The sequence below is a fragment of the Halogranum gelatinilyticum genome (assembly GCF_900103715.1).
Classification (GTDB): domain Archaea; phylum Halobacteriota; class Halobacteria; order Halobacteriales; family Haloferacaceae; genus Halogranum; species Halogranum gelatinilyticum.
In genome coordinates, this window is sequence record NZ_FNHL01000009.1 from 27,282 (window position 1) to 45,995 (window position 18,714).

General features: G+C 66.2%; 20 protein-coding genes. 10 read left to right on the top strand and 10 right to left on the bottom strand.

Annotation, left to right across the window (positions count from 1 at the left end; all coding sequences use genetic code 11):
• Positions 1-24 precede the first annotated feature (24 nt).
• The 7 genes from BLR57_RS18285 (at position 25) to BLR57_RS18315 (ending at position 7,774) form a co-directional block, all read left to right on the top strand.
• A complete protein-coding gene (locus BLR57_RS18285; RefSeq protein WP_089700071.1) occupies positions 25-1,929 on the top strand; it encodes a 2-oxoacid:acceptor oxidoreductase subunit alpha in 1,905 nt (634 codons plus the stop codon).
• Positions 1,930-1,931: 2 nt separating this feature from the next.
• Positions 1,932-2,870: a thiamine pyrophosphate-dependent enzyme gene (locus BLR57_RS18290; protein ID WP_089700073.1), complete on the top strand. Its 939-nt coding sequence runs from the start codon at positions 1,932-1,934 to the stop codon at positions 2,868-2,870.
• A 76-nt stretch (positions 2,871-2,946) separates the two neighbouring features.
• Positions 2,947-3,366, top strand: coding sequence for a hypothetical protein (locus BLR57_RS18295; RefSeq protein ID WP_089700075.1), 420 nt, complete (start codon positions 2,947-2,949; stop codon positions 3,364-3,366).
• A gap of 90 nt (positions 3,367-3,456) precedes the next feature.
• Positions 3,457-3,885: an HTH-type transcriptional regulator LrpA1 gene (lrpA1, locus tag BLR57_RS18300; RefSeq protein WP_089700076.1), complete on the top strand. Its 429-nt coding sequence runs from the start codon at positions 3,457-3,459 to the stop codon at positions 3,883-3,885.
• Positions 3,886-3,953: 68 nt separating this feature from the next.
• Positions 3,954-5,327, top strand: coding sequence for a DNA polymerase IV (dinB, locus tag BLR57_RS18305; RefSeq protein ID WP_089700078.1), 1,374 nt, complete (start codon positions 3,954-3,956; stop codon positions 5,325-5,327).
• The gene (locus BLR57_RS18310; RefSeq protein ID WP_089700080.1) at positions 5,324-5,905 is read left to right on the top strand and encodes a hypothetical protein; all 582 of its coding nucleotides are present in this window, start codon (positions 5,324-5,326) and stop codon (positions 5,903-5,905) included. The genes dinB and BLR57_RS18310 overlap by 4 nt, the downstream gene beginning before the upstream one ends.
• 48 nt (positions 5,906-5,953) lie before the next feature.
• Positions 5,954-7,774: a helicase HerA domain-containing protein gene (locus tag BLR57_RS18315; protein ID WP_089700083.1), complete on the top strand. Its 1,821-nt coding sequence runs from the start codon at positions 5,954-5,956 to the stop codon at positions 7,772-7,774.
• Positions 7,775-7,940: 166 nt separating this feature from the next.
• Here BLR57_RS18315 and tpiA read toward each other — a convergent pair whose 3' ends face one another.
• The 10 genes from tpiA to BLR57_RS18365 all read right to left on the bottom strand — a co-directional run bounded on the left by tpiA (position 7,941) and on the right by BLR57_RS18365 (position 16,918).
• Entirely contained in the window at positions 7,941-8,585 is a 645-nt protein-coding gene (gene tpiA / locus BLR57_RS18320; protein ID WP_089700087.1) for a triose-phosphate isomerase, read from the bottom strand.
• Between the two features lie 356 nt (positions 8,586-8,941).
• A complete protein-coding gene (locus BLR57_RS18325) occupies positions 8,942-9,469 on the bottom strand; it encodes a multiprotein bridging factor aMBF1 (protein WP_089700089.1) in 528 nt (175 codons plus the stop codon).
• Between the two features lie 123 nt (positions 9,470-9,592).
• Complete coding sequence (locus BLR57_RS18330; RefSeq protein WP_089700091.1) at positions 9,593-10,198, bottom strand: CDP-alcohol phosphatidyltransferase family protein; 606 nt, start codon at positions 10,196-10,198, stop codon at positions 9,593-9,595.
• Positions 10,195-10,698 carry an adenylate kinase family protein gene (locus BLR57_RS18335; protein ID WP_089700093.1) on the bottom strand — a complete coding sequence of 168 codons (504 nt, stop codon included), beginning with the start codon at positions 10,696-10,698 and terminating at the stop codon, positions 10,195-10,197. Before BLR57_RS18335 ends, BLR57_RS18330 begins: the two co-directional genes overlap by 4 nt.
• Complete coding sequence (gene hisC, locus BLR57_RS18340; RefSeq protein WP_089700095.1) at positions 10,695-11,780, bottom strand: histidinol-phosphate transaminase; 1,086 nt, start codon at positions 11,778-11,780, stop codon at positions 10,695-10,697. Before hisC ends, BLR57_RS18335 begins: the two co-directional genes overlap by 4 nt.
• A gap of 52 nt (positions 11,781-11,832) precedes the next feature.
• Positions 11,833-12,189 carry a VOC family protein gene (locus tag BLR57_RS18345; protein ID WP_089700097.1) on the bottom strand — a complete coding sequence of 119 codons (357 nt, stop codon included), beginning with the start codon at positions 12,187-12,189 and terminating at the stop codon, positions 11,833-11,835.
• 49 nt (positions 12,190-12,238) lie between these two features.
• Entirely contained in the window at positions 12,239-13,567 is a 1,329-nt protein-coding gene (gene hflX, locus BLR57_RS18350; protein ID WP_089700224.1) for a GTPase HflX, read from the bottom strand.
• 360 nt (positions 13,568-13,927) lie between these two features.
• Positions 13,928-15,523: a GMC family oxidoreductase gene (locus tag BLR57_RS18355; protein ID WP_089700226.1), complete on the bottom strand. Its 1,596-nt coding sequence runs from the start codon at positions 15,521-15,523 to the stop codon at positions 13,928-13,930.
• A complete protein-coding gene (locus BLR57_RS18360; RefSeq protein WP_089700099.1) occupies positions 15,516-16,085 on the bottom strand; it encodes a gluconate 2-dehydrogenase subunit 3 family protein in 570 nt (189 codons plus the stop codon). Before BLR57_RS18360 ends, BLR57_RS18355 begins: the two co-directional genes overlap by 8 nt.
• 101 nt (positions 16,086-16,186) lie before the next feature.
• The gene (locus BLR57_RS18365) at positions 16,187-16,918 is read right to left on the bottom strand and encodes a fumarylacetoacetate hydrolase family protein (RefSeq protein WP_089700101.1); all 732 of its coding nucleotides are present in this window, start codon (positions 16,916-16,918) and stop codon (positions 16,187-16,189) included.
• A gap of 135 nt (positions 16,919-17,053) precedes the next feature.
• Between BLR57_RS18365 and BLR57_RS18370 the strand changes: the two genes are divergently transcribed.
• The 3 genes from BLR57_RS18370 to BLR57_RS18380 all read left to right on the top strand — a co-directional run bounded on the left by BLR57_RS18370 (position 17,054) and on the right by BLR57_RS18380 (position 18,667).
• Positions 17,054-17,779 carry a metal-dependent hydrolase gene (locus tag BLR57_RS18370; protein WP_089700103.1) on the top strand — a complete coding sequence of 242 codons (726 nt, stop codon included), beginning with the start codon at positions 17,054-17,056 and terminating at the stop codon, positions 17,777-17,779.
• Between the two features lie 119 nt (positions 17,780-17,898).
• Positions 17,899-18,297 carry an OsmC family protein gene (locus BLR57_RS18375; RefSeq protein ID WP_089700105.1) on the top strand — a complete coding sequence of 133 codons (399 nt, stop codon included), beginning with the start codon at positions 17,899-17,901 and terminating at the stop codon, positions 18,295-18,297.
• Between the two features lie 190 nt (positions 18,298-18,487).
• The gene (locus BLR57_RS18380) at positions 18,488-18,667 is read left to right on the top strand and encodes a DUF1059 domain-containing protein (protein WP_089700107.1); all 180 of its coding nucleotides are present in this window, start codon (positions 18,488-18,490) and stop codon (positions 18,665-18,667) included.
• The last annotated feature ends 47 nt before the right edge of the window (positions 18,668-18,714 follow it).

Here is an 18,714-nt window from a genome sequence, read left to right on the forward strand (position 1 = left end):
ATCGGCGGGCCGTGACATCCAAATATGACTGAAGACGAACTCATCTGGCGAATCGCAGGGGGGTCCGGGGACGGGATCGCCTCGACGAGCCAGAACTTCGCAAAGGCCCTGATGCGGGCGGGGCTACACGTGTTCACGCACCGACACTATCCGTCGCGAATCCGTGGCGGCCACACGTACACCGAAGTACGTGCCTCGGCCGACCCGGTCAAATCACGCGGTGACGGATACAACTTCCTCCTCGCGCTTGGTGACTCCTTCGCTCGGAACCCACAGGAGCACGCCTACTACGGTAACGAGGAGATCAAGCCGCTGTCGGAGAACCTCGATGAACTCCGCGAGGGCGGAGTCATCGTCTACGACTCGGGGCTGCTCGACGCGAGCGAGATCGAGAACTTCGACGAGCGCGTCGAAGAGAACAACTGGCACGTCTACGACCTGGACCTCCGTAGTATGGCTCGCGAGCACGGTCGCGAAGTCATGCGGAACACCGCCGGTGTCGGTGTGACGTGCGCGCTCGCTGGCATCGAACTCGAGTGGATCGAGGACCTGATGTCGGACGCCATGCCGGAGAAGATTCTCGAGCCCAACATCGAGATTCTTCACGAGGCGTACGAGCTCGTACAGGAGGAGTACGACACCGACGCACCTGACGTGTCTGTCCCTTCCAGCGAGCACGACGAGGAGCAGGTGCTCCTCTCGGGTTCGGACGCCATCGCCTACGGCGCGCTCGACGAAGGCTGCCGGTTCATCGCGGGCTACCCGATGACCCCGTGGACCGAGGTCTTCACCATCATGTCGCAGAACCTCCCCGAGGTCGGCGGCATCTCCGAACAGGTCGAAGACGAGATCGCCGCGGCGGCACTCGCAATCGGTGCGAGCCACGCCGGCGCGAAGGCCATGTCCGGGTCGTCCGGCGGTGGCTTCGCGCTGATGGGTGAGCCGCTGGGCCTCGCCGAGATGACCGAGACGCCGGTCGTCCTCGTCGAAGCGATGCGTGCGGGTCCGTCGACGGGTATGCCGACGAAGCCCGAGCAGTCCGACCTCGAACACGTCCTGTACACCTCGCAGGGTGACTCCCAGCGCATCGTCTTCGCGCCCGGGACCGCCGCCGAGGCGTACACGCAGACGCGCAAGGCGTTCGAGATCGCCTACGAGTACCAGATTCCGTCCATCATCCTCTACGACCAGAAGCTCGGTGGCGAGCTCGCCAACGTGCCCGCCAGCGTCTTCGACGAGGCACCGAACCCGTCGCTGGGTTCGACTCTGACGGAAGCGGAACTCGAGGACGCGCCGCACTCGGAGACTGGGAAGTACAAGCGCTTCCAGCACGACGTCGAGGACGGCGTCAGCCCGCGCTCCATCCCCGGTCAGAAGGGCGGTCGTTTCCTCGCGACGGGTAACGAGCACACGCCGGAAGGACACATCTCGGAGTCCCCGGCGAACCGTGTTGCCCAGATCAACCGTCGTATCCAGAAGAAGGAGGCCATCCGCGCGGAGCTCGACACGGCGAACCGCGAGGACAGCCACCAGACCTACTACGGTCCGGAAGACGCCGACTACGGTCTCATCACGTTCGGGAGCCAGCAGGGCACCGTCGAGGAGGCAGTCGACGTCCTCAACGAGAAGGGTCATTCGGTCAAGGCGCTCGGCGTCTCCGACATGATGCCCTTCGCAGAGAAGGAGGTCGCGGAGTTCATCGAGAGCGTCGACGAGGCGCTCGTCGTCGAGATGACGGCTTCGGCGCAGTTCCGCGGTCTCATCCAGAAGGAACTCGGCCTGTACGGCGAGCAGCTGTCCAGTCTCCTGAAGTACAACGGCAACCCGTTCGAGCCGGCTGATATCGTCGAAGGGTTCGAAGTAAACGTCATCGAGGGTGGCGAACTCGACCACACGCGGACGAAGTTCGTCCCCAAAGCAGGTGAGTAAACATGAGTGCATTCAGCGCAATCGGTGAAGAACGCGAGATCGACCGAGAGGAGTATACGCCTGGTCTCGAACCACAGCCGACGTGGTGTCCGGGCTGTGGTGACTTCGGTGTCCTCAAGGCACTGAAACAGGCCCTTCCGGAGGTCGGCCGCACGCCGGACGAGACGATGCTCGTGACGGGTATCGGCTGTTCCGGCAAACTGAACAGCTACCTCGACAGCTACGGGTTCCACACCATCCACGGCCGCTCGCTGCCCGTCGCTCGGGCCGCGAAGCTCGCCAACCCCGGCCTCGAAGTCGTCGCCGCCGGTGGCGACGGTGACGGCTACGGCATCGGTGGGAACCACTTCATGCACACGGCTCGTGAGAACCACGACATGACCTACATCGTGTTCAACAACGAGATCTTCGGCCTCACGAAGGGCCAGACCTCGCCGACGAGCCCGAAGGGTCACAAGTCGAAGACCCAGCCGCACGGCAGTGCTAAGGAGCCGCTCCGCCCGCTGTCGCTGTCGCTGACCTCCGGTGCGTCCTACGTCGCCCGGACGGCGGCCGTCAACCCGAACCAGGCCAAGGAGATCCTCATCGAAGCCATGAACCACGACGGCTTCGCACACGTGGACTTCCTGACGCAGTGTCCGACCTGGAACAAGGACGCCCGCCAGTACGTCCCGTACATCGACGTGCAGGACTCCGACGACTACGACTTCGACGTCACCGACCGCCGTGAGGCGGCCGAGATGATGCACGAGACCGAGGACGCCCTCCACGAGGGCAAGGTCCTGACCGGCCGGTTCTACGTCGACGAGGACCGCCCGTCCTACCAGCAGGAGAAGCAGAACATCGGCGAGATGCCGGAGGCGCCGCTCGCAGAGCGCTACTTCGACGAGGACTACGAGTGGGAGCGCTCGTACGACATGTTCCTCGACAAGCACAAGTAACGCACGCCGCGTTCACGGCTGCGACTTTCTTTCGGACACAATCGCTTAGCCGCTGCACTGTGTAGCGACCGACACGATGGCTGGTCCCCACTCCACTCGACGTCGTCTCCTCGCGACCCTCGGTACCGCCGGTCTCACTGGTCTCGCTGGCTGTGGCAGTAGCTCTGAACTCGAAGGTGAGGGTGACACCATCGAGATCATGCCCAGGAACGGCACCGACGAAACACAGCAAATCGCGATACGTATCGAGGATAGCGACGGCACCACCGTCTTCTCACACGTCTACGAACTCGAACCGGACCATCTGTCCGAGTCGGAGGGTGTCTCCCCCGATGCGGACCCGACACGTATCTCCGTGTTCGTCGCAGGCGGGCCGAACGAGACGTTTCGGTATCATCCGGACGACGAGACGCGTCGGACGTGCCAACGAGACGGCATCGATTTCGGTGTAACGCTGACAGCCGAGCAGACTTTGGCACCGTGGTACACCTGTTGACACTTGAGCCGGTCGTGACGGGGTTTTACGAGTTACACAAGCCGTTTTCGATTCGGAAGATATTTTTTATGCCAACCGAAAGCTCACTCAATGAGTTCCACCTCCACGGAGGAGCGTATCCTCGCCGCCCTCGAAGAGGATGCACAGGCCTCCTATGCCGATATTGCCGAGAGCGCAGGGGTGTCGAAACCGACAGTGCGAAAGTACATCAAACAGCTCGAAGAGAGCGGCGTCATCGTCGGATACTCCGCCGATGTCGACCCGAAGAAGCTGACCGGGCAGTCTATCGCTATGGTCGGCATCGACGTCGAGAGCGAGCGGTACGTCGAGGCGACGCGGGCACTGAAGGGGCTCGACTCCATCGAGACGCTCTACACCTCCTCGGGCGACCATATGCTGATGGCGGAAGTCCGCGCCGACGACGGCGACGCCGTCGGCGACGTCATCAGCGACGAGATACTCGCTATCGACGGCGTCACCGCCGCACATCCGTCGTTCCTGCAGGAACGCCTGAAGTAGTCGTTTCTCGCTTCACTTTCACTGCACATCCCGAAGCTTCTCCATCCTCGCGCTCCGATAGTGAGACGATGAGTGGGGAGACGCTGCCTGGCACGCCCCCGGCCGAGGAGCGGCGCGTCGTCCTCCACGTCGACATGGACTGTTTCTACGCCTCCTGCGAGCGACTGCGCGAACCCGAACTCGTCGGCGAACCGCTCGTCGTCGGCATGGGCTACGACGCGGGTGAAGCCCACGGTGCAGTCGCGACAGCGAGCTACGAGGCCCGCGAGTACGGCGTCGAGAGTGCCCAAGCCATCTCGAAGGCACTCGAACTGCTGCCCCGCATCGACGAGGAGTCGGACGACCCCGACGCCGACGGTGCGGGATACTACCGCCCCGTCGACCTCGACTTCTACAAGGCTGTGAGCGAGGACGTGAAGGACGTGCTCCACGACTGCGCCGACGTCGTCCGCGAGGTCAGCATCGACGAGGCCTATCTCGACGTGACCGACCGGACCGCGTGGCAGACCGTCGCCGGGGGCGACCGGACGCTCGCGGAGGGGTTCGCTCGGCACGTCAAAGAGCGTATCAGCCGCGAGGTCGGGGTGCCTGCGAGCATCGGCGTCGCCCCGAATATGTCGACCGCGAAGGTCGCGAGCGACTACGACAAGCCCGACGGCCTGACCGTGGTCGAACCCGGCGAAGTCCGGGAATTTCTCGCGCCGCTCCCGGTCGAAGCCGTCCACGGCGTCGGCCCGGTGACCGCTCGCAAACTGGGCGAGTTGGGTATCGAGACCGCTGGCGACCTCGCGAGCGCGGACCCCGGCGAGCTGGAAGGGCGGTTCGGCGGCCGGGGGCGGGAGATGTACGACCGCGCTCGCGGCCGCGACGACCGGGCGGTGACGCCGACCGGGCGGCCCAAGAGCCTCTCGCGGGAGTCGGCGTTTGTGGAGGCAACGGAGGACAACGAAGCCAAACGCGAGAAGGTGCGCGCGCTCGCCGCCGACGTCGCCGACCGTGCCCGTCAGCGTGGAGCGATGTACCGCACTATCGGCATCAAGGTCGTCACTCCTCCCTTCGACGTCAACACCCGCGCGAAGTCGCTCTCGGGACCGGTCGATGACCCCGACCTCGTCGAGTCGGTCGCGCTCGACCTCCTGACGGAGTTCACGGAGAGTGAGGTGCGGAAACTCGGCGTCCGCGTGTCGAATCTGAGCTTCGCCGCCGAGGAGCAGGCGAGTCTGGACGGCTGGGAGGGAGCGGACGGTGGTGAGTCGTCGGCGGCAGGACAGCCGACGCTCGACGGCTGGGATGCCCCGGAGAGTGAGCACGCGGAGGCTGCCGTCGCCGACAAGGGCGACCTGCGGCACTGGGCGGACGCCGACGGCAGCGACGACGAGACAGAGCCGTCACGTCCGCGACGGCGTGGAGACGGACAGGCATCGTTGGGTGATTTCGAATGAGCAGCGAACAGTTCTACCAGTGGGTGTCGGACGGCGTGATGGGGCGGCGAGGGACCATCTCGCTGCTCGTCGGTGTCGCACTCGGCTGGACGGGCGCGACACTCGTCAACGACTCGGCCGACTCGGGAGACGGGGATGGGTCGCCCGTCGACGAGTCGGACGGGTCGACGACAGAGACAGCGACGGCGGAGCCGACCGAGACGGACGAGCCGACAGCAACCGAGACCGCTCAGCCGACGGAGACAGAGACGGCGACGGAGACGCAGGAGTCGACGGCAGAGCCGACAGCGACGGCGACGCCAACGGACGGCCTCGCGGCAAACCTCGATATTTCTCACCGTGGCTTCGGCGACGAGACCTCGTACCAGGTGCTCTACAGCATCATCAACCGCAACGACGTGGCGGTCGTCGTCGACTTCGCGGCGACTGTCACTCTCCGGAACGGCGAGACACTCCGGCAGGAGCGGACGGCGACCATCGACCCCGGACAGGCAGCCAACGACGAATTCGTCTTCGAGGGCTACGACTCGACGCCTACAGGCTGGGGGTTCAGGCCAACCGACGTCAGACGCGCCTGAGGCGACGAAAGGAGTTATGCCCTCGCGGTCGGAGTTGCCAGTAACTGAATGACCGACCAGGAAACCATCACCGTCGCGGAGGTGAGCGACGGACCCGGCGGCGACAGCGGCGAGAAGCCCGGAACGCCCGTCTCGCTTCCGGTCGTCGAGATTCTCACCGGTCGCGGCTTCGTGACAGGCAAGAGCGGCTCGGGGAAGTCCAACACCGCGAGCGTCATCATCGAAAAGCTGCTGGACTCGCAGTTCCCCGTCCTCATCGTCGACACCGACGGCGAGTACTACGGTCTCAAAGAACAGTACGAGATCCTCCACGCGGGCGCAGACGACGAGTGCGACATCCAGGTCAGCCCCGAGCACGCCGAGAAGATCGCGAACCTCGCCTTGGAGCAGAACGTCCCCATCATCCTCGACGTGTCGGGCTATCTCGACGAGGCCGACGCCGAGGAGATGCTGCTGCAGGTCTCCCGACAACTCTTCGCGAAGGAGAAGAAACTGAAGAAACCCTTCCTGATGCTCGTCGAGGAGTGCCACGAGTACATCCCCGAGAAGGGCGGGATGGGCGAGGCGGGCAAGATGCTCATCAAGGTCGCAAAGCGCGGCCGGAAACACGGGCTCGGCGTCGTCGGCATCAGCCAGCGGCCCGCCGACGTCAAGAAGGACTACATCACCCAGTGCGACTGGCTCGTCTGGCACCGCCTGACGTGGCGCAACGACACCAAGGTCGTCGGCCGCATCCTGGGCAACGAGTACGCCGACGCCATCGAGGACATGGGCAACGGCGAGGGCTTCCTGATGACCGACTGGAGCGAGTCGCTTCGAAGAGTTCAGTTCCACCGCAAGGAGACCTTCGACGCGGGCGCGACGCCCGGTCTCGACGACTTCGAGCGACCGGAACTCAAGTCCGTCAGCGGCGACCTCGTCAGCGACCTCCGCGAGATCTCCGACGAGAAGGCCCAGCGTGAGAGCACCATCGCCGACCTCCGGCAGGAACTCGACAAGAAGGACGCGACCATCCGTCAGCTCAGACAGGAGCTCGAAGAGGCACAGGACATGAGCAACATGGCCGACAAGTTCGCGCAGGCGATGCTCCAGCGGGCAGAGGCACCCTACCGCGGCGGCGGGGGGCGGAACCTCAACCGGCCGGAGCATCAACGAGACCTCTCGGAATACGAGGAAAGCGAGGCGACCGACGAGGACGCGATTCGCGCCGTCGGCGAAGGCGAGTCCCGCCCCGTCGACGAGACCGACGACGAGTCGGACGTCGCCGACGACAACACTGGCTATCCCGGCTTCGAAGGCTCCGAGGGTGTCGCCGAGGCTGGCGATATCGTCGAAGAGCCCACGGCCGACGACTCCGACCCAAGGATTTCGGAGTCCGACGACTCCCAAAATAGTGGCCCCGACACCGACCGCCGGATTCACGACCAGCGCGACGTCGTGCGGACGCTCACCGCCGCCATCGCGGACCTCGACGCCACGTCGCGGCGGATGCTCCGACACTACCGCGAGCAGCTCGTGAGCGACCCGGTCGACGCCCACGTCGCCGCCGGGGGAAGCGGCGACAGCCAACTCGCCTACAGCCGCAACCGCCCGCTCCGACAGGCCGGATTCATCAGCCACGCGGGGCGAGGGCAGTACGCCTACGCCCTGCCGGATCTCGTCCGCGAGGAGTACGCCGACCGACTCGACCCCGAGGAGTTCGGCGAGACGGTCGAAGCCATCGAGGCGGCGTTCCTCGACGCAGCCGAAGAATCGAGCGTGGAGGCCGATGGCGGGGTCGACGGCGAGGTCGACAGCGAGCGTGACCAGTCCGCGGGCGACGACGGTGACGACGATTCGGCGACGTGGCCCGACCACGGCCAGCACTGAGCGACACGAACGCGGCGTCGGCAGCGTCGACAGACCGTCCGGCGTCGCGGGTCAGCCTGCGCGGTCACACGGGACGTGGACCGCTGGCTAGCGGAGGCGGCCGGCGCGACAACGAGTGCGAGCGAGTGAAAGGAGTGAGAGCGAGCGAAACGACTGTTTCTCGGACTTACAGCCCGGAGACGAGGTCTTCGAGCGCGGCCTTCGGGTCGTCGGCCTTGGCGACGCCGCTGGCGAGGAGGATGCCCGTCGCGCCGAGGTCGCCCGCGGCGACGACGTCGTCGCCGGTCGAGACGCCCGCGCCACAGAAGACGTCGACGTTCTCGTCGACGGCGGCCGCGGCGTCCACGGCGTCCTCGACGATTCCAGGGTCGGCCGTGGAGACGGAGACGTCGCCACCGATGAGTTCCGGCGGTTCGACGGCGACGGCGTCGGGGGCGAGTGCGGCGGCGGCACCGATCTGTGTGGGGTTGTTGGCGCAGACGATGGTTTCGAGGTCCGCGCGTTCGGCGGCGTCGAGCGAGGCGTCGATGTCGGCGAGCTTCATGCGCTTCTCGGAGTGATTGAGCAGCGTCCCCGTCGCGCCGGCGTCGGCGGCGGCCTCGGCGAGCGTGCTGCCGGTGTGGCTGCCGTGCTCGTTCGGCGAGACGTGTTGTGCCCACGTTTCGACGCCTGTCTCGGCGACGGCCGAGAGGTGGGCCGCCTGCGGGGCGACGGCGATGCGGACGTCGGACTCCTCGGCGACGTCGCGTGCGGCGGTTGCGACCTCGATGGGGTCACACGGATACGCCTTCAGATTTACGAGGATGAACATACAGGCGAAGATTCGGCCGTGGCGGTAAATAGCTTGATTTCTCTGCACAGAGCGCCAGCTGTTCGGCTCCGATTCGGTCGTCCCGACCGCTCGCTTGAGGCTGAGCACTCGACGTCGTCGACGGATAGCAGGCACATCCTACTCACCGACGGCGGACGGCACGCGACGCATACCTACAGCCGCTAACCTCGTCCGGAGAGTATGAACGTCTGTGTCACCTGCCGGCGGCCGACGTCGACACACTGCTGTCGGGGTCGGTGGGTCTGTTCGTCGTGTTGCGGCGCGCCTCAACTCCACGGCGCGCGGCGCGTCCGCTACTGAATGAGAGACTCGAGAGAAACAGAGAGAGTGAGAACTCAGTCCTTGCGCTTGACGACGTCGCCGAGCGTGGTCTTCGTCGACGAGCCGCTGGACCAGTCGGCGTCTTCGTCGCTGGAGCCTTCGGTCAGCGAGATGCCGAGCTTCTTCTCGAGCTTCTTCCGGACGTCGTCGCTCGGGAGGACGTTTCCGCGTTCGAGTTTACGGATGAGACTCGCCTTCTCGTTCAGCTCTTTCGCGAGGTCCTCCTGGCTCAGACCCTTGTTCTCACGGGCCTTCCGGATGCGGTCGTCGTAGTCCGTCGCGATCTCGTCCATGTCGTCGAACATGTCGCGGCGACGGCGCGTGCTGCCGCCGGACGACGACGAGGACGAGGAAGACGACGAACTCGACGAACTCGCCTTCGAAGAGGACGTCGAATACTTCGTCGACGTCGAACTCTGCGATTCAGTGCGGACCTCGGTCCCGAAGTCCTTGCAGCTGTCGCAGAGCTGCAGTTCGGCACCTTCGACTTTCGTGGTGGTGAGCGAGGCCTTGTTGGCTCCGCACATCTCGCACTGGGGCATGGACTGGAATAGTGGAGCCGGGGGTATAAAAGGCACGCCCCGCCGCGGTGAGCCGGTTCTACGGACCGGGCTGGCCACGTCTCCCGAATCGCTGCCGAGTCAGAGAAACCGAAAGCCGCGCTCTCACTCCAGATCAGACCACGCGCCCCAGAACCGCTGGAGCGCGGTCAGATGGCCGACGATAGTGAAGAGCACGAGCAGTAGTCCGATGAGGCCGAGGCCCGCGACGAGGTCACCGGGGAACAGGGCCGTCAGGAAGCCAGCGAAGCCGACGAGCGCGAGGCGGTCCGCGCGGCCGAGCAGGCCGCCGTAGGCGCGGCCGAGACCGACCGCCTGAATCTGCGTGCCGAGATACGAGGTCATGAGCACGCCCGTCACCGCTGCGAGACCGAGCGCGTAGTTGCCGATACCGGCGGCCATCCCCGCGAGGATGACGATGTCGGCGTAGCGGTCGAGCACGTGGTCGAGCAGGTCGCCACCGTCGCTCGCGACGTTCTGTTTCCGAGCGAGCGCGCCGTCGACGAGGTCGAGCCAGCCGTTCCAGAAGACGAACAGCGCGCCCAGCCCGTACCACAGCGGCGTCCCGAGGTAGAAGGCGACCCCGGCAGCGACGGCGAAGCCGAAGGCGATGACGCTAACGCCGTTCGGCGAGAGGCCGAGGCTGTCGGCGACGGAGACGAACGGCTTCAACAACTTGTCCGCGGTCGAGCGGTACTGGTCCAGCGTCATAGATAGTCCACGAAGTCGACGGTGCCCGCACTCGGGTCGCGCTCGCCGTCGAGGACGGCCTGTATCTCGCCTGCGACCGCCTCGGGCGCGCGCTCCGTCGTGTCGATCTCGTAGACCTTCTCCGCGCCGTGGAACTCGAAAGCCTCCGAGAGGATGACGTCGAGTGCCTCGCTCTCGGCGTTCTCCCTCGCTTTCTCCGTAGATTCGCCGCGCTCCACGAGCCGTTCTTCCAGCAGGTCCGGCCGACAGCGCAGGACGACCACCTTGTCGGCGTCGAGGTGGTGTGCGAGATGTGACTCCACGATACCCTCCCAGTCGCCGAGCCACTCGCGGACGCCGTCGAGGTCGGTGACGAGCGTGTCGCGGTCGGCGTCACGCTCGGTCCAGAGGTCGTGTTCGCGGATGGCGTCGTTGAGGTGGACGATGCGGTGGTCGGTATCTAAGGCCTCTACAGCCGTCGTCTTGCCCGTCCCCGGGGTACCGGTGACGACGACCCTCACGCCTCGGCCACCTCGGTGAGGATACTGTTGAGGACCTCGACGGCCTTCTTCGTGCCCGCCTTCGTCCCGCAGGAGATGCGGACGCAGGTCGGCAGCCCGAAGCTCGAACAGTCGCGGATGATGACGCCCTCGCGCTGGCTGGCCTCGGCGACGGCACTCGCGTCGCCGACCTCGGCGAGGACGAAGTTGCCCGCGCTCTCGTAGGTCGGCGCGTCGAGATTGTCGTGGAGATACTCGCGCGCCCACGCCGCCGTCTCGACGGTCTTCTCGACGTGTTCGGCGTCGTCGAGCGCGGCGAGTGCAGCGCGGCAGGCGACCTCGTTGGCGGCGAAGGGCGTGTTGACCCGCGCGTAGGTGTCGCCCCACGCCTCGGGCACGGCGGCCCAGCCGATGCGGAGACCCGCGATGCCGTAGGCTTTCGAGAAGGTACGCGTGACGGCGATGTTGTCGTATTGATCCAAGAGGTCGATGCTGCTCGGCCGCTCGGAGTATTCGCCGTAGGCTTCGTCGACGACGACGAGGGTGTCGTCGTCGACCGACTCGGCGATCTCGCGGATGTCCTTCCGGGAGAACTCCGAGCCGGTCGGGTTGTGCGGCGTCGTCAGGTAGACGATACGCTCGCCGTCGTAGAACTCCAAGACTGTCTCGGGCGTCTGCGCGAAGTCGTTGTCGGCGGTGAGTTCGTACTCCGCCACCTCGCCGTGGTGGTAGCGGGCACTCATCCCGTAGTAGGAGAAGCCGGGCGTCGGCGTCAGGATGCGGTCACTCGGCTCCAGCATCGCGCGAGCAAGATAGTCGAGCGCGCCGTCGGCACCGGCGCTGACCCACACCTGCTCGGGGGCGAGATTCCACTTCTCGGCGAGTTTCTCGGTCAGGTCCGCGTGGGAGGTGGTCGGATAGACGTCGATGTCCGATGCCGTCTCGCGAACTGCCTCGACCGCCTTCGGACTCGGGCCGAACGGGTTCTCGTTCGACGACAGCTTCGTCAGGTTCTCGGGGTCGAGTCCGAGTTCGCGGGCGACCTCCTCCGTCCCGCGGCCGGGCACGTACGGAGCGTGGTCTGAGAGGTCCCGTGGTTGCATAGTCGAGGGAAACAGGCGACGAGTCTTAAGGGTGCTTACACCGAGCGCGTTCTCACTCCTGTTCCTGGATGATCTCGACGACGTAGCCGTCGGGGTCGGTGACGAACGCAACGTACAGGCCGAACTCGTCGACGGCGAACGGGCCGCGGTCGACGCGCTCGTCGCCCAACTCGTCGACGAGCGCGTCCACGTCGTCGACGTCGACCGCGAGATGGTTCAGCCCGGACGGCTCGACTTCGCCCTCGGCGGGGATGAACTGGACTTCCATCTCGCCGTCGGTGCCGTAGAAGACGTTGGTGACGCCACCGGCGTCCAGTTCGGCGACCGGTTCGAAGCCGAAATGCTCGCTGTAGAAGGCGGTCGTCGCGTCCATGTCCGAAACCTCGATGGCTGCGTGCAGTAGACTCATACGCCGTGTCGGTCGTCCTCCGATAAAGGGCTACGCCCCGTGGCAAGCCTCAGTCCAGCGTCTCGGCTTTCGACAGGAATCGTTCGACGACGCCCGGTCTGCCCTCGAAGTGGACGGTCACTCGTTCGGCGTCACCACGGCTGTAGTCGACGTCGGCGACGGTGCCGTGGTCGTGTGCCCACGCCAGGAGGGCCTGTGTCTCACCGGTGTTCGGCACGTCGACCGTCGCCTCGGCGGTCGGAATCGCCGACCCGACGCGAGCGAGGAGGTCGTCGGTTCCGGTACCCTCGGTAGCACTGACGGCGACCGGGTCGGCGTCGAACTCGGCGACAGCAGCGCGGGCAGCTTCGACCTCGTCGGCCGAGCAGCGGTCGACCTTGTTCACCACGGGGACGATGGTGCCATCAGTACGGCCGTCGAGGACTTCGCGACAGGTGTCGACCTTCGATTCGATCTCTGCTGGCGGATCGCTCGCGTCGACGACGAGCAGGACGACGTCGGCGTGGTAGGCGGCCGACAGCGTCGACTCGAAGGCGTCGACCAGCCACGGCGGGAGGTCGCGGATGAACCCTACCGTGTCGGTGACGAGCAGCTGTCTCCCCTCGGTCGAGACTCGCCGCGTCGTCGTGTCGAGCGTCTCGAACAGTCGGTCAGCGGCTCGGGCGGTCGTCGCTTCGTCGGGGTGGACTGGCTCGCCCTCTCCCGCGACGTCGAGGTCGTCGGCGAGCCGTCGTAGGAGCGTCGACTTCCCGGCGTTGGTGTAGCCGGCGAGTGCGACGAGGTCGCGGCCAGCCTCGCGGTGGCGGTCACGGCGACTCTCACCGACGCTGCCGAGCGCGTCCAGCTCGGCTTCGACACGCTGGATACGCTCGCGGAGGTCGAGCACGCGCCGGTGTTCCTTCTCGTTCATCCCTTCGACCGTCCGCCGCTCGTTCGCGGCCTCGGTTTCGAGACGGATCTCCTGGCGGACGCGGGGCAGTTCGTAGCGCAGTTCGGCGAGACAGACCTGCAGCTTGGCCTCTTTGGTCGCCGCTCGCTCGGCGAAGATGTCGAGGACGAGCCGGTGGCGGTCGACGAATCGCGTCCCGTCGGGGGCCAGTGCTTCGAGGTTGTAGACCTGCTGTGGCGACAGCGGGTTGTCGACGAGGACGGTCTCGACGCCGCTCTCGGCGACGCGGCGGGCGAGTTCCTCGGCCTTGCCGCGGCCGAACTGGTAGCTCGAATCCTCGGGTCGGGTCTGCGTGAGTTCGTCGACGACGCGGTAGCCCGCCGTCTCGGCGAGAGCGGCGAGTTCGTCCGTCGTCTCGGTTCGGTCGTCGTATCGGGCGGCGAGGAGTGCTGGCTGTCGCGCGTCTCGTGAGTTTCGTGACTGTGTCATTCGTGTCGTGTCGGTGCCGACCGCCGCGGCGAGCCGAACGTGACGGAGCGCTCGGACTGCCCGCCGACCGGCCACCGTCGTGTGACGGCTGCTCGGGAACCGGTGCGTGACACTCTCCAGTGTGAGAGTGTCGAAAACAGGGGGTCGAGTCGCCAAGTAGTCGTCACCGCTGTGTGGATAGACTCGGGTGACGGAACCGTCGGGGCGACGCGACCGGAGGGCAGCTTAGTCGAGCGTCATTCAGCTTCGGGTGAGACGTGAGGCGGGCAGGAGAAGAGTGCTGGGGTGGTGTGTAAACGAGTGTCGTGACGCCAGTGGCCGTGAGTCGGCGGCTGCGAGTCGGCGGCTGCGAGTCGGCGGTTACAGCACCGCGTCCAGCGCGTCGGCCGCCCGCAACGACAGTGCCGCGATTGTCAGTGTCGGATTCATCGCGCCACCGGTCGGGAAGACGCTCGACCCGACGAGCCACAGGTTCGAGAGGTCGTGCGTCCGGCAGTCGGCGTCGACGACGCTCTCGCTCGGGTTCTCGCCCATCCGTGTCGTCCCCATGTGGTGGTACGCCGGCCCGGTGGTGTCGGGGCCGACCGACCACTCGATGTCGACGCCGAGTTCCTCCAAGACGGCGCGCTGAACCTCGTTTGCCCGTTCGAGCGCGGCTTTCGTGTCGTCGTCGACGCCCCAGTGGACCTCCGGCACGGGGTTGCCGTGGTCGTCCGTCTGCGAGTCGTCGAGAGTGACGTAGTTCTCTTCTTGGGGTAACTGCTCGACGAGCGCGCCCATCGCGATGTGGCTGCCGTAGGAGTCCTGCAACTGGCCCAGAAGTTCGTCGCCCCACGTCTCGCCGTTCAGCGCCTCGATGACGGGCGACGGCCCAGCGTAGTTGAGGAACTCCAGTTTGAGCCCGTTGACTGGGTCGGTATCGTCGTAGAACTGGTGGCACTCGCTGGTGTTGAAGCCGACGTGGTTCTGTCGCGTGGGCCGGTCGAGTCGGCCGCCCATCCCGGCGAAGAGATGGTCCATGAAGTAGCGGCCGAGGGTTTCCGAGGAGTTGGCAAGCCCGTCGGGATACTGCGGCGACTCCGAGAGCAGGAGCAGTCGCGGCGTCTCCACCCCGCCGGCGGCGACGACGAACTGGTCGGCCGTCTGTCGGTGCTCGGTTCCGTCGGGAGTCACGTAGACCGCGGCCGTAACCGACTCACCCGCATCGTCGTGTTCGAGTCGCTGGACGGGCACGCGGTCGACGACCGTCGCGCCCGCCGCCTCAGCCTTGTCGACGTGGCCCTCGGCGGTGTACTTCGCGCCGGAGGGACACACCGGTTTGCACGTGCCGTAGCCGACGCAGGGCGAGCGGCCGTCGTAGCCTTCGGAGTTCCGTGCGTTCGGCACCGAGTGCATATCGAGTTCGAGCGTCTCGCAGGCCTCGGCGAACAGGCTGTCCGAGTGCGACGGCGGGAAGGCGGTCATCGGATACGGCTCCTCCCGCGGCGGCGCGTAGGGGTTGTCGTCGGCACCGGCGACGCCGAGTTCCCGCTCGGCGGCGGCGTAGTAGGGTCGGAGGTCGTCGTAGTCGAGGGGCCAGTCGGTGCCGACGCCGTGGCGGGAGTTCATCTCGAAATCCCGCTCGTGCAGCCGCATCACCATCCCCTGCCAGTGGAGCGTCGACCCGCCGACGCCCTTCACCCGCGAGGCGTTCAGCGGGTAGTAGCTGTCGCCCGAGGACGTGTAGGCGTCGCGCTCGCCGCCCATCTCCCAGATGTTACCCTGGCCGGGACGGATATGTGCCTCCTGCTGTTCGAGCCGTTCGTCCATTTCGAAGCGGCGACCGGCTTCGAGTATCACGACCTCGTGTCCGGCCTCGGCGAGTCGGTGCGCGAGCATCGAGCCGGCTGGCCCGCTGCCGACGACGCAGAGGTCCGCGCCGTCGATGGGCGTCCGGTCGGCGTGGCCGTCAGCCATCGTCGCCTCCCCGTCCATCCACCGACGCCTGCTGGTAGCTCTGGGTCCCGCCGGGATGTCCAATCGGATTCTCGATACCGACGAGCTCTCCGCCGACGGGTGAGGAGTAGAACGCGAAGAGCAGGTCGTTGACGACGAAGTAGCGGACCCGATTCGAAATCGGTCCCTCGGGGTCCGGGTCGGCCGTCTCGACGCCGAGGTCCCGCAGCAGTCGGTCGCGGACGGCCGGATCGAGGGCTGCGAAGGCGTCACCCTGCCAGTCGCGCGCCAGGTCGTCGAGGTCAGTCGCGGCAGCGACGAGACCCGCGCGGTAGTCCTCGCGACCCTCGATACGGCCGAGGACGTAGGTCTCGACGAACTCGGCGTGGCCGTCGACCTCGGTGGGGAAGAGGACCTCGGCCGCGGCCGTGAGCGTGTCGAGCACTGCCGCGGGGGGCGTCTCCTCGGGCGTCGGCTGGGTGCTCTCGTCACCGTCGCCGACGAGCGACGCGCCGCCGACGGCGACACCGACGCCGCTGGCGGCTGCGAGTGCCACCAGCGCGTCACGGCGTGTCAGCTCCATCTGAACACGGATTAGGTAGACCTAAACTTAAGCCCTGCCGTTCGGCGTGGCTGTGGGCAGGATGGGATGCTGAACGAGAACGGATGGGTCGCCGACGCGGCTCAGGGGATGCGGACGTCGTGTTCCAGCGTGCCGACGCCTTCGACGATGACCTCGACGGTGTCGCCGTCTTCGAGCGGGCCGACGCCCGCGGGCGTGCCCGTCGAGATGACGTCACCGGGTTCCAGCGTCAGGTAGGTCGTGATCTCCTCGATGAGCGTCGGGACGTCGAAGAACAGCTGGTCGCGGCTGCCTTCCTGTCGGAGGTCGCCGTTGACACGGAGTTCGACGGCGGCATCGTCCGGGACGTGCTCGGGGTCGGCCAGGACCGGACCCATGGGAGCCGAGCCGTCGAAGGCCTTGCCGCGGACCCAGTTCTGCTCTTTGTTCTGGTCGTCGCGGTTCGAGAGGTCGTTGAGGCAGGTGAAGCCGGCGACGACGTCCATCGCGTCTTCGGCGTCGACGTGGCGACACTGCTCGCCGATGACGACTGCCAACTCGGCCTCGTGGTCGATACGCTCCTTGTCGGCCGGAAGCGTGACGGTGTCGCCGTGGCCCGCGAGCGTGTTCGGCGGCTTGAGGAAGAGCAGCGGCCGGTTGGGCATATCGTTGTCCATCTCGGCGGCGTGTTCGGCGTAGTTGCGGCCGATACAGACGATTTTGGACGGCTCACACGGCGGGAGGATGTCGACCTCGTCGTGGTCGTACCGCTCGCCGCCGAAGGTGATCGCGTCCTCGTGCCACTCGCCCTGCCGGACTGCGCCAGCCGGGTCGCGGAATCGAACGTGGTGCATACGTGAGCCTCCTTGGCACGGCGTTTAGTCCTTTGTGAAACGGCGAGGTGCTGTGGCCGGGGGAGCGACGCGGTATCTGACGTTTTCCTGCTCGCCATCATTTATCATCGTTCCGTGAGTACGTCCGGACGCACTATGGAACTCACCTGGCACGGTCACTCCACCTGGTACGTCACCGTCGGCGAGACGTCGCTGCTCATCGACCCGTTCTTCGACAACCCGCACACGTCGCTGGACGTCGAGGAGATCGACGAGCCGGACTACGTGCTCCTGACACACGGCCACGCCGACCACGTCGCGCACGCCCACAAGTTCAACGACGCGACGCTCGTGGCGACACCGGAACTCGTCGAGTACGCCAAGGAGAACTGGGGCTTCGAGGACGCCGTCGGCGGCATGGGGATGAACCTCGGCGGCACCGTCGAATGTGGCGACGCCTACGTCACGATGCACCGCGCCGACCACTCCAACGGCATCGAGACGGGCTACGGCACGAGTGCCGGGATGCCCGCCGGCTACGTCATCAGCGACACGGTCCCGACGCAGGCCGCAGACGACGAGTCGACGACCTTCTACCACGCCGGCGACACCGGTCTCATGACCGAGATGCGTGAGGTCATCGGCCCGTATCTGGAGCCTGACGCCGCCGCGCTGCCCGTCGGTGACCACTTCACGATGGGTCCGTGGCAGGCCGCCATCGCCGCCGACTGGCTCGGCGTCGACCACGTCTTCCCGATGCACTACGACACCTTCCCGCCCATCGAGATCGACATGGAGGACTTCGAGCGCGAACTCGACGCGACGGGTGCGGCCGCCGAACTCCACGCACTCGACGGCGACGAGACGTTCACGCTGGAGTAGTCGCGCCGACCGGGCCGCTTTTTTCGACGCTCGCGTCCGCGGTGGCCGCCGCAGTGGCCGACGCAGTGAGCACCGATTGGGTTAGCTTTAGGATGGTTGCATCCCACCGTTCGAGTGCAATGAGCGACATCGAGACCACCACCGTCAGTGAGGAAGGATATGCGTGTACGAGTCAGGTCGGCGACTTCGATATGGCCATCGACGCCACGGACGAGACCGGCCCGAACCCGAACGCCGCGCTCGTCGCGACCTATGCGTCCTGTTTCCTGCCCGCCTTCCGCGTCGGCGGCCAGCAGCGTGGCGAGGACGACCTCGGAAAGCTCCAGATCGACGCGAGTGCCGACCTCGACGACGACGACGACCTCGAGGCCATCCGCTTCGACATCTACGTCGAGGCCGACCTCTCGGACGACGAACTCGGCGAGATCGTCACCCGCGCCGAGGACATCTGCCACGTCCACAGCGCGCTCCGCGACGGTCTCCACGCCGACATCACCGTCCACGGCGGCGCGTTCTAAGCGTTCCCAACCGACTCCCGTTTTTTGACACTCCGCTCCGCAGTGGCGACGCCGGACGCCGCTCACCGGCCGTGCCGGGCTTTAGCGGCTGTCGACCACGGATGGTCCGAAACGCCCCTTATACACCTATTGTTGACTATATTCATCTATGCATGAGGTTATATGTGGTCCGCGACACTGACTCGGTATCATGAGTTTCAAACTGAGCTGTCTCTGTGACTGCGGGTTCGTCGCACGCGGTGCCGATCGGGTCGAGGTTGGGGCGGCGGTGCGGACGCATCTCGACGAGGAACACCAACTGCCCGCGGACCCCTCCGAACTGGCTGCCTGTGCACTACCGGCGTACGCTGCACATCCCACGCAGACCTGACCGAGCTTCGGAGCAACGGCATCGGTGCCGACCGACACGGCCGAACG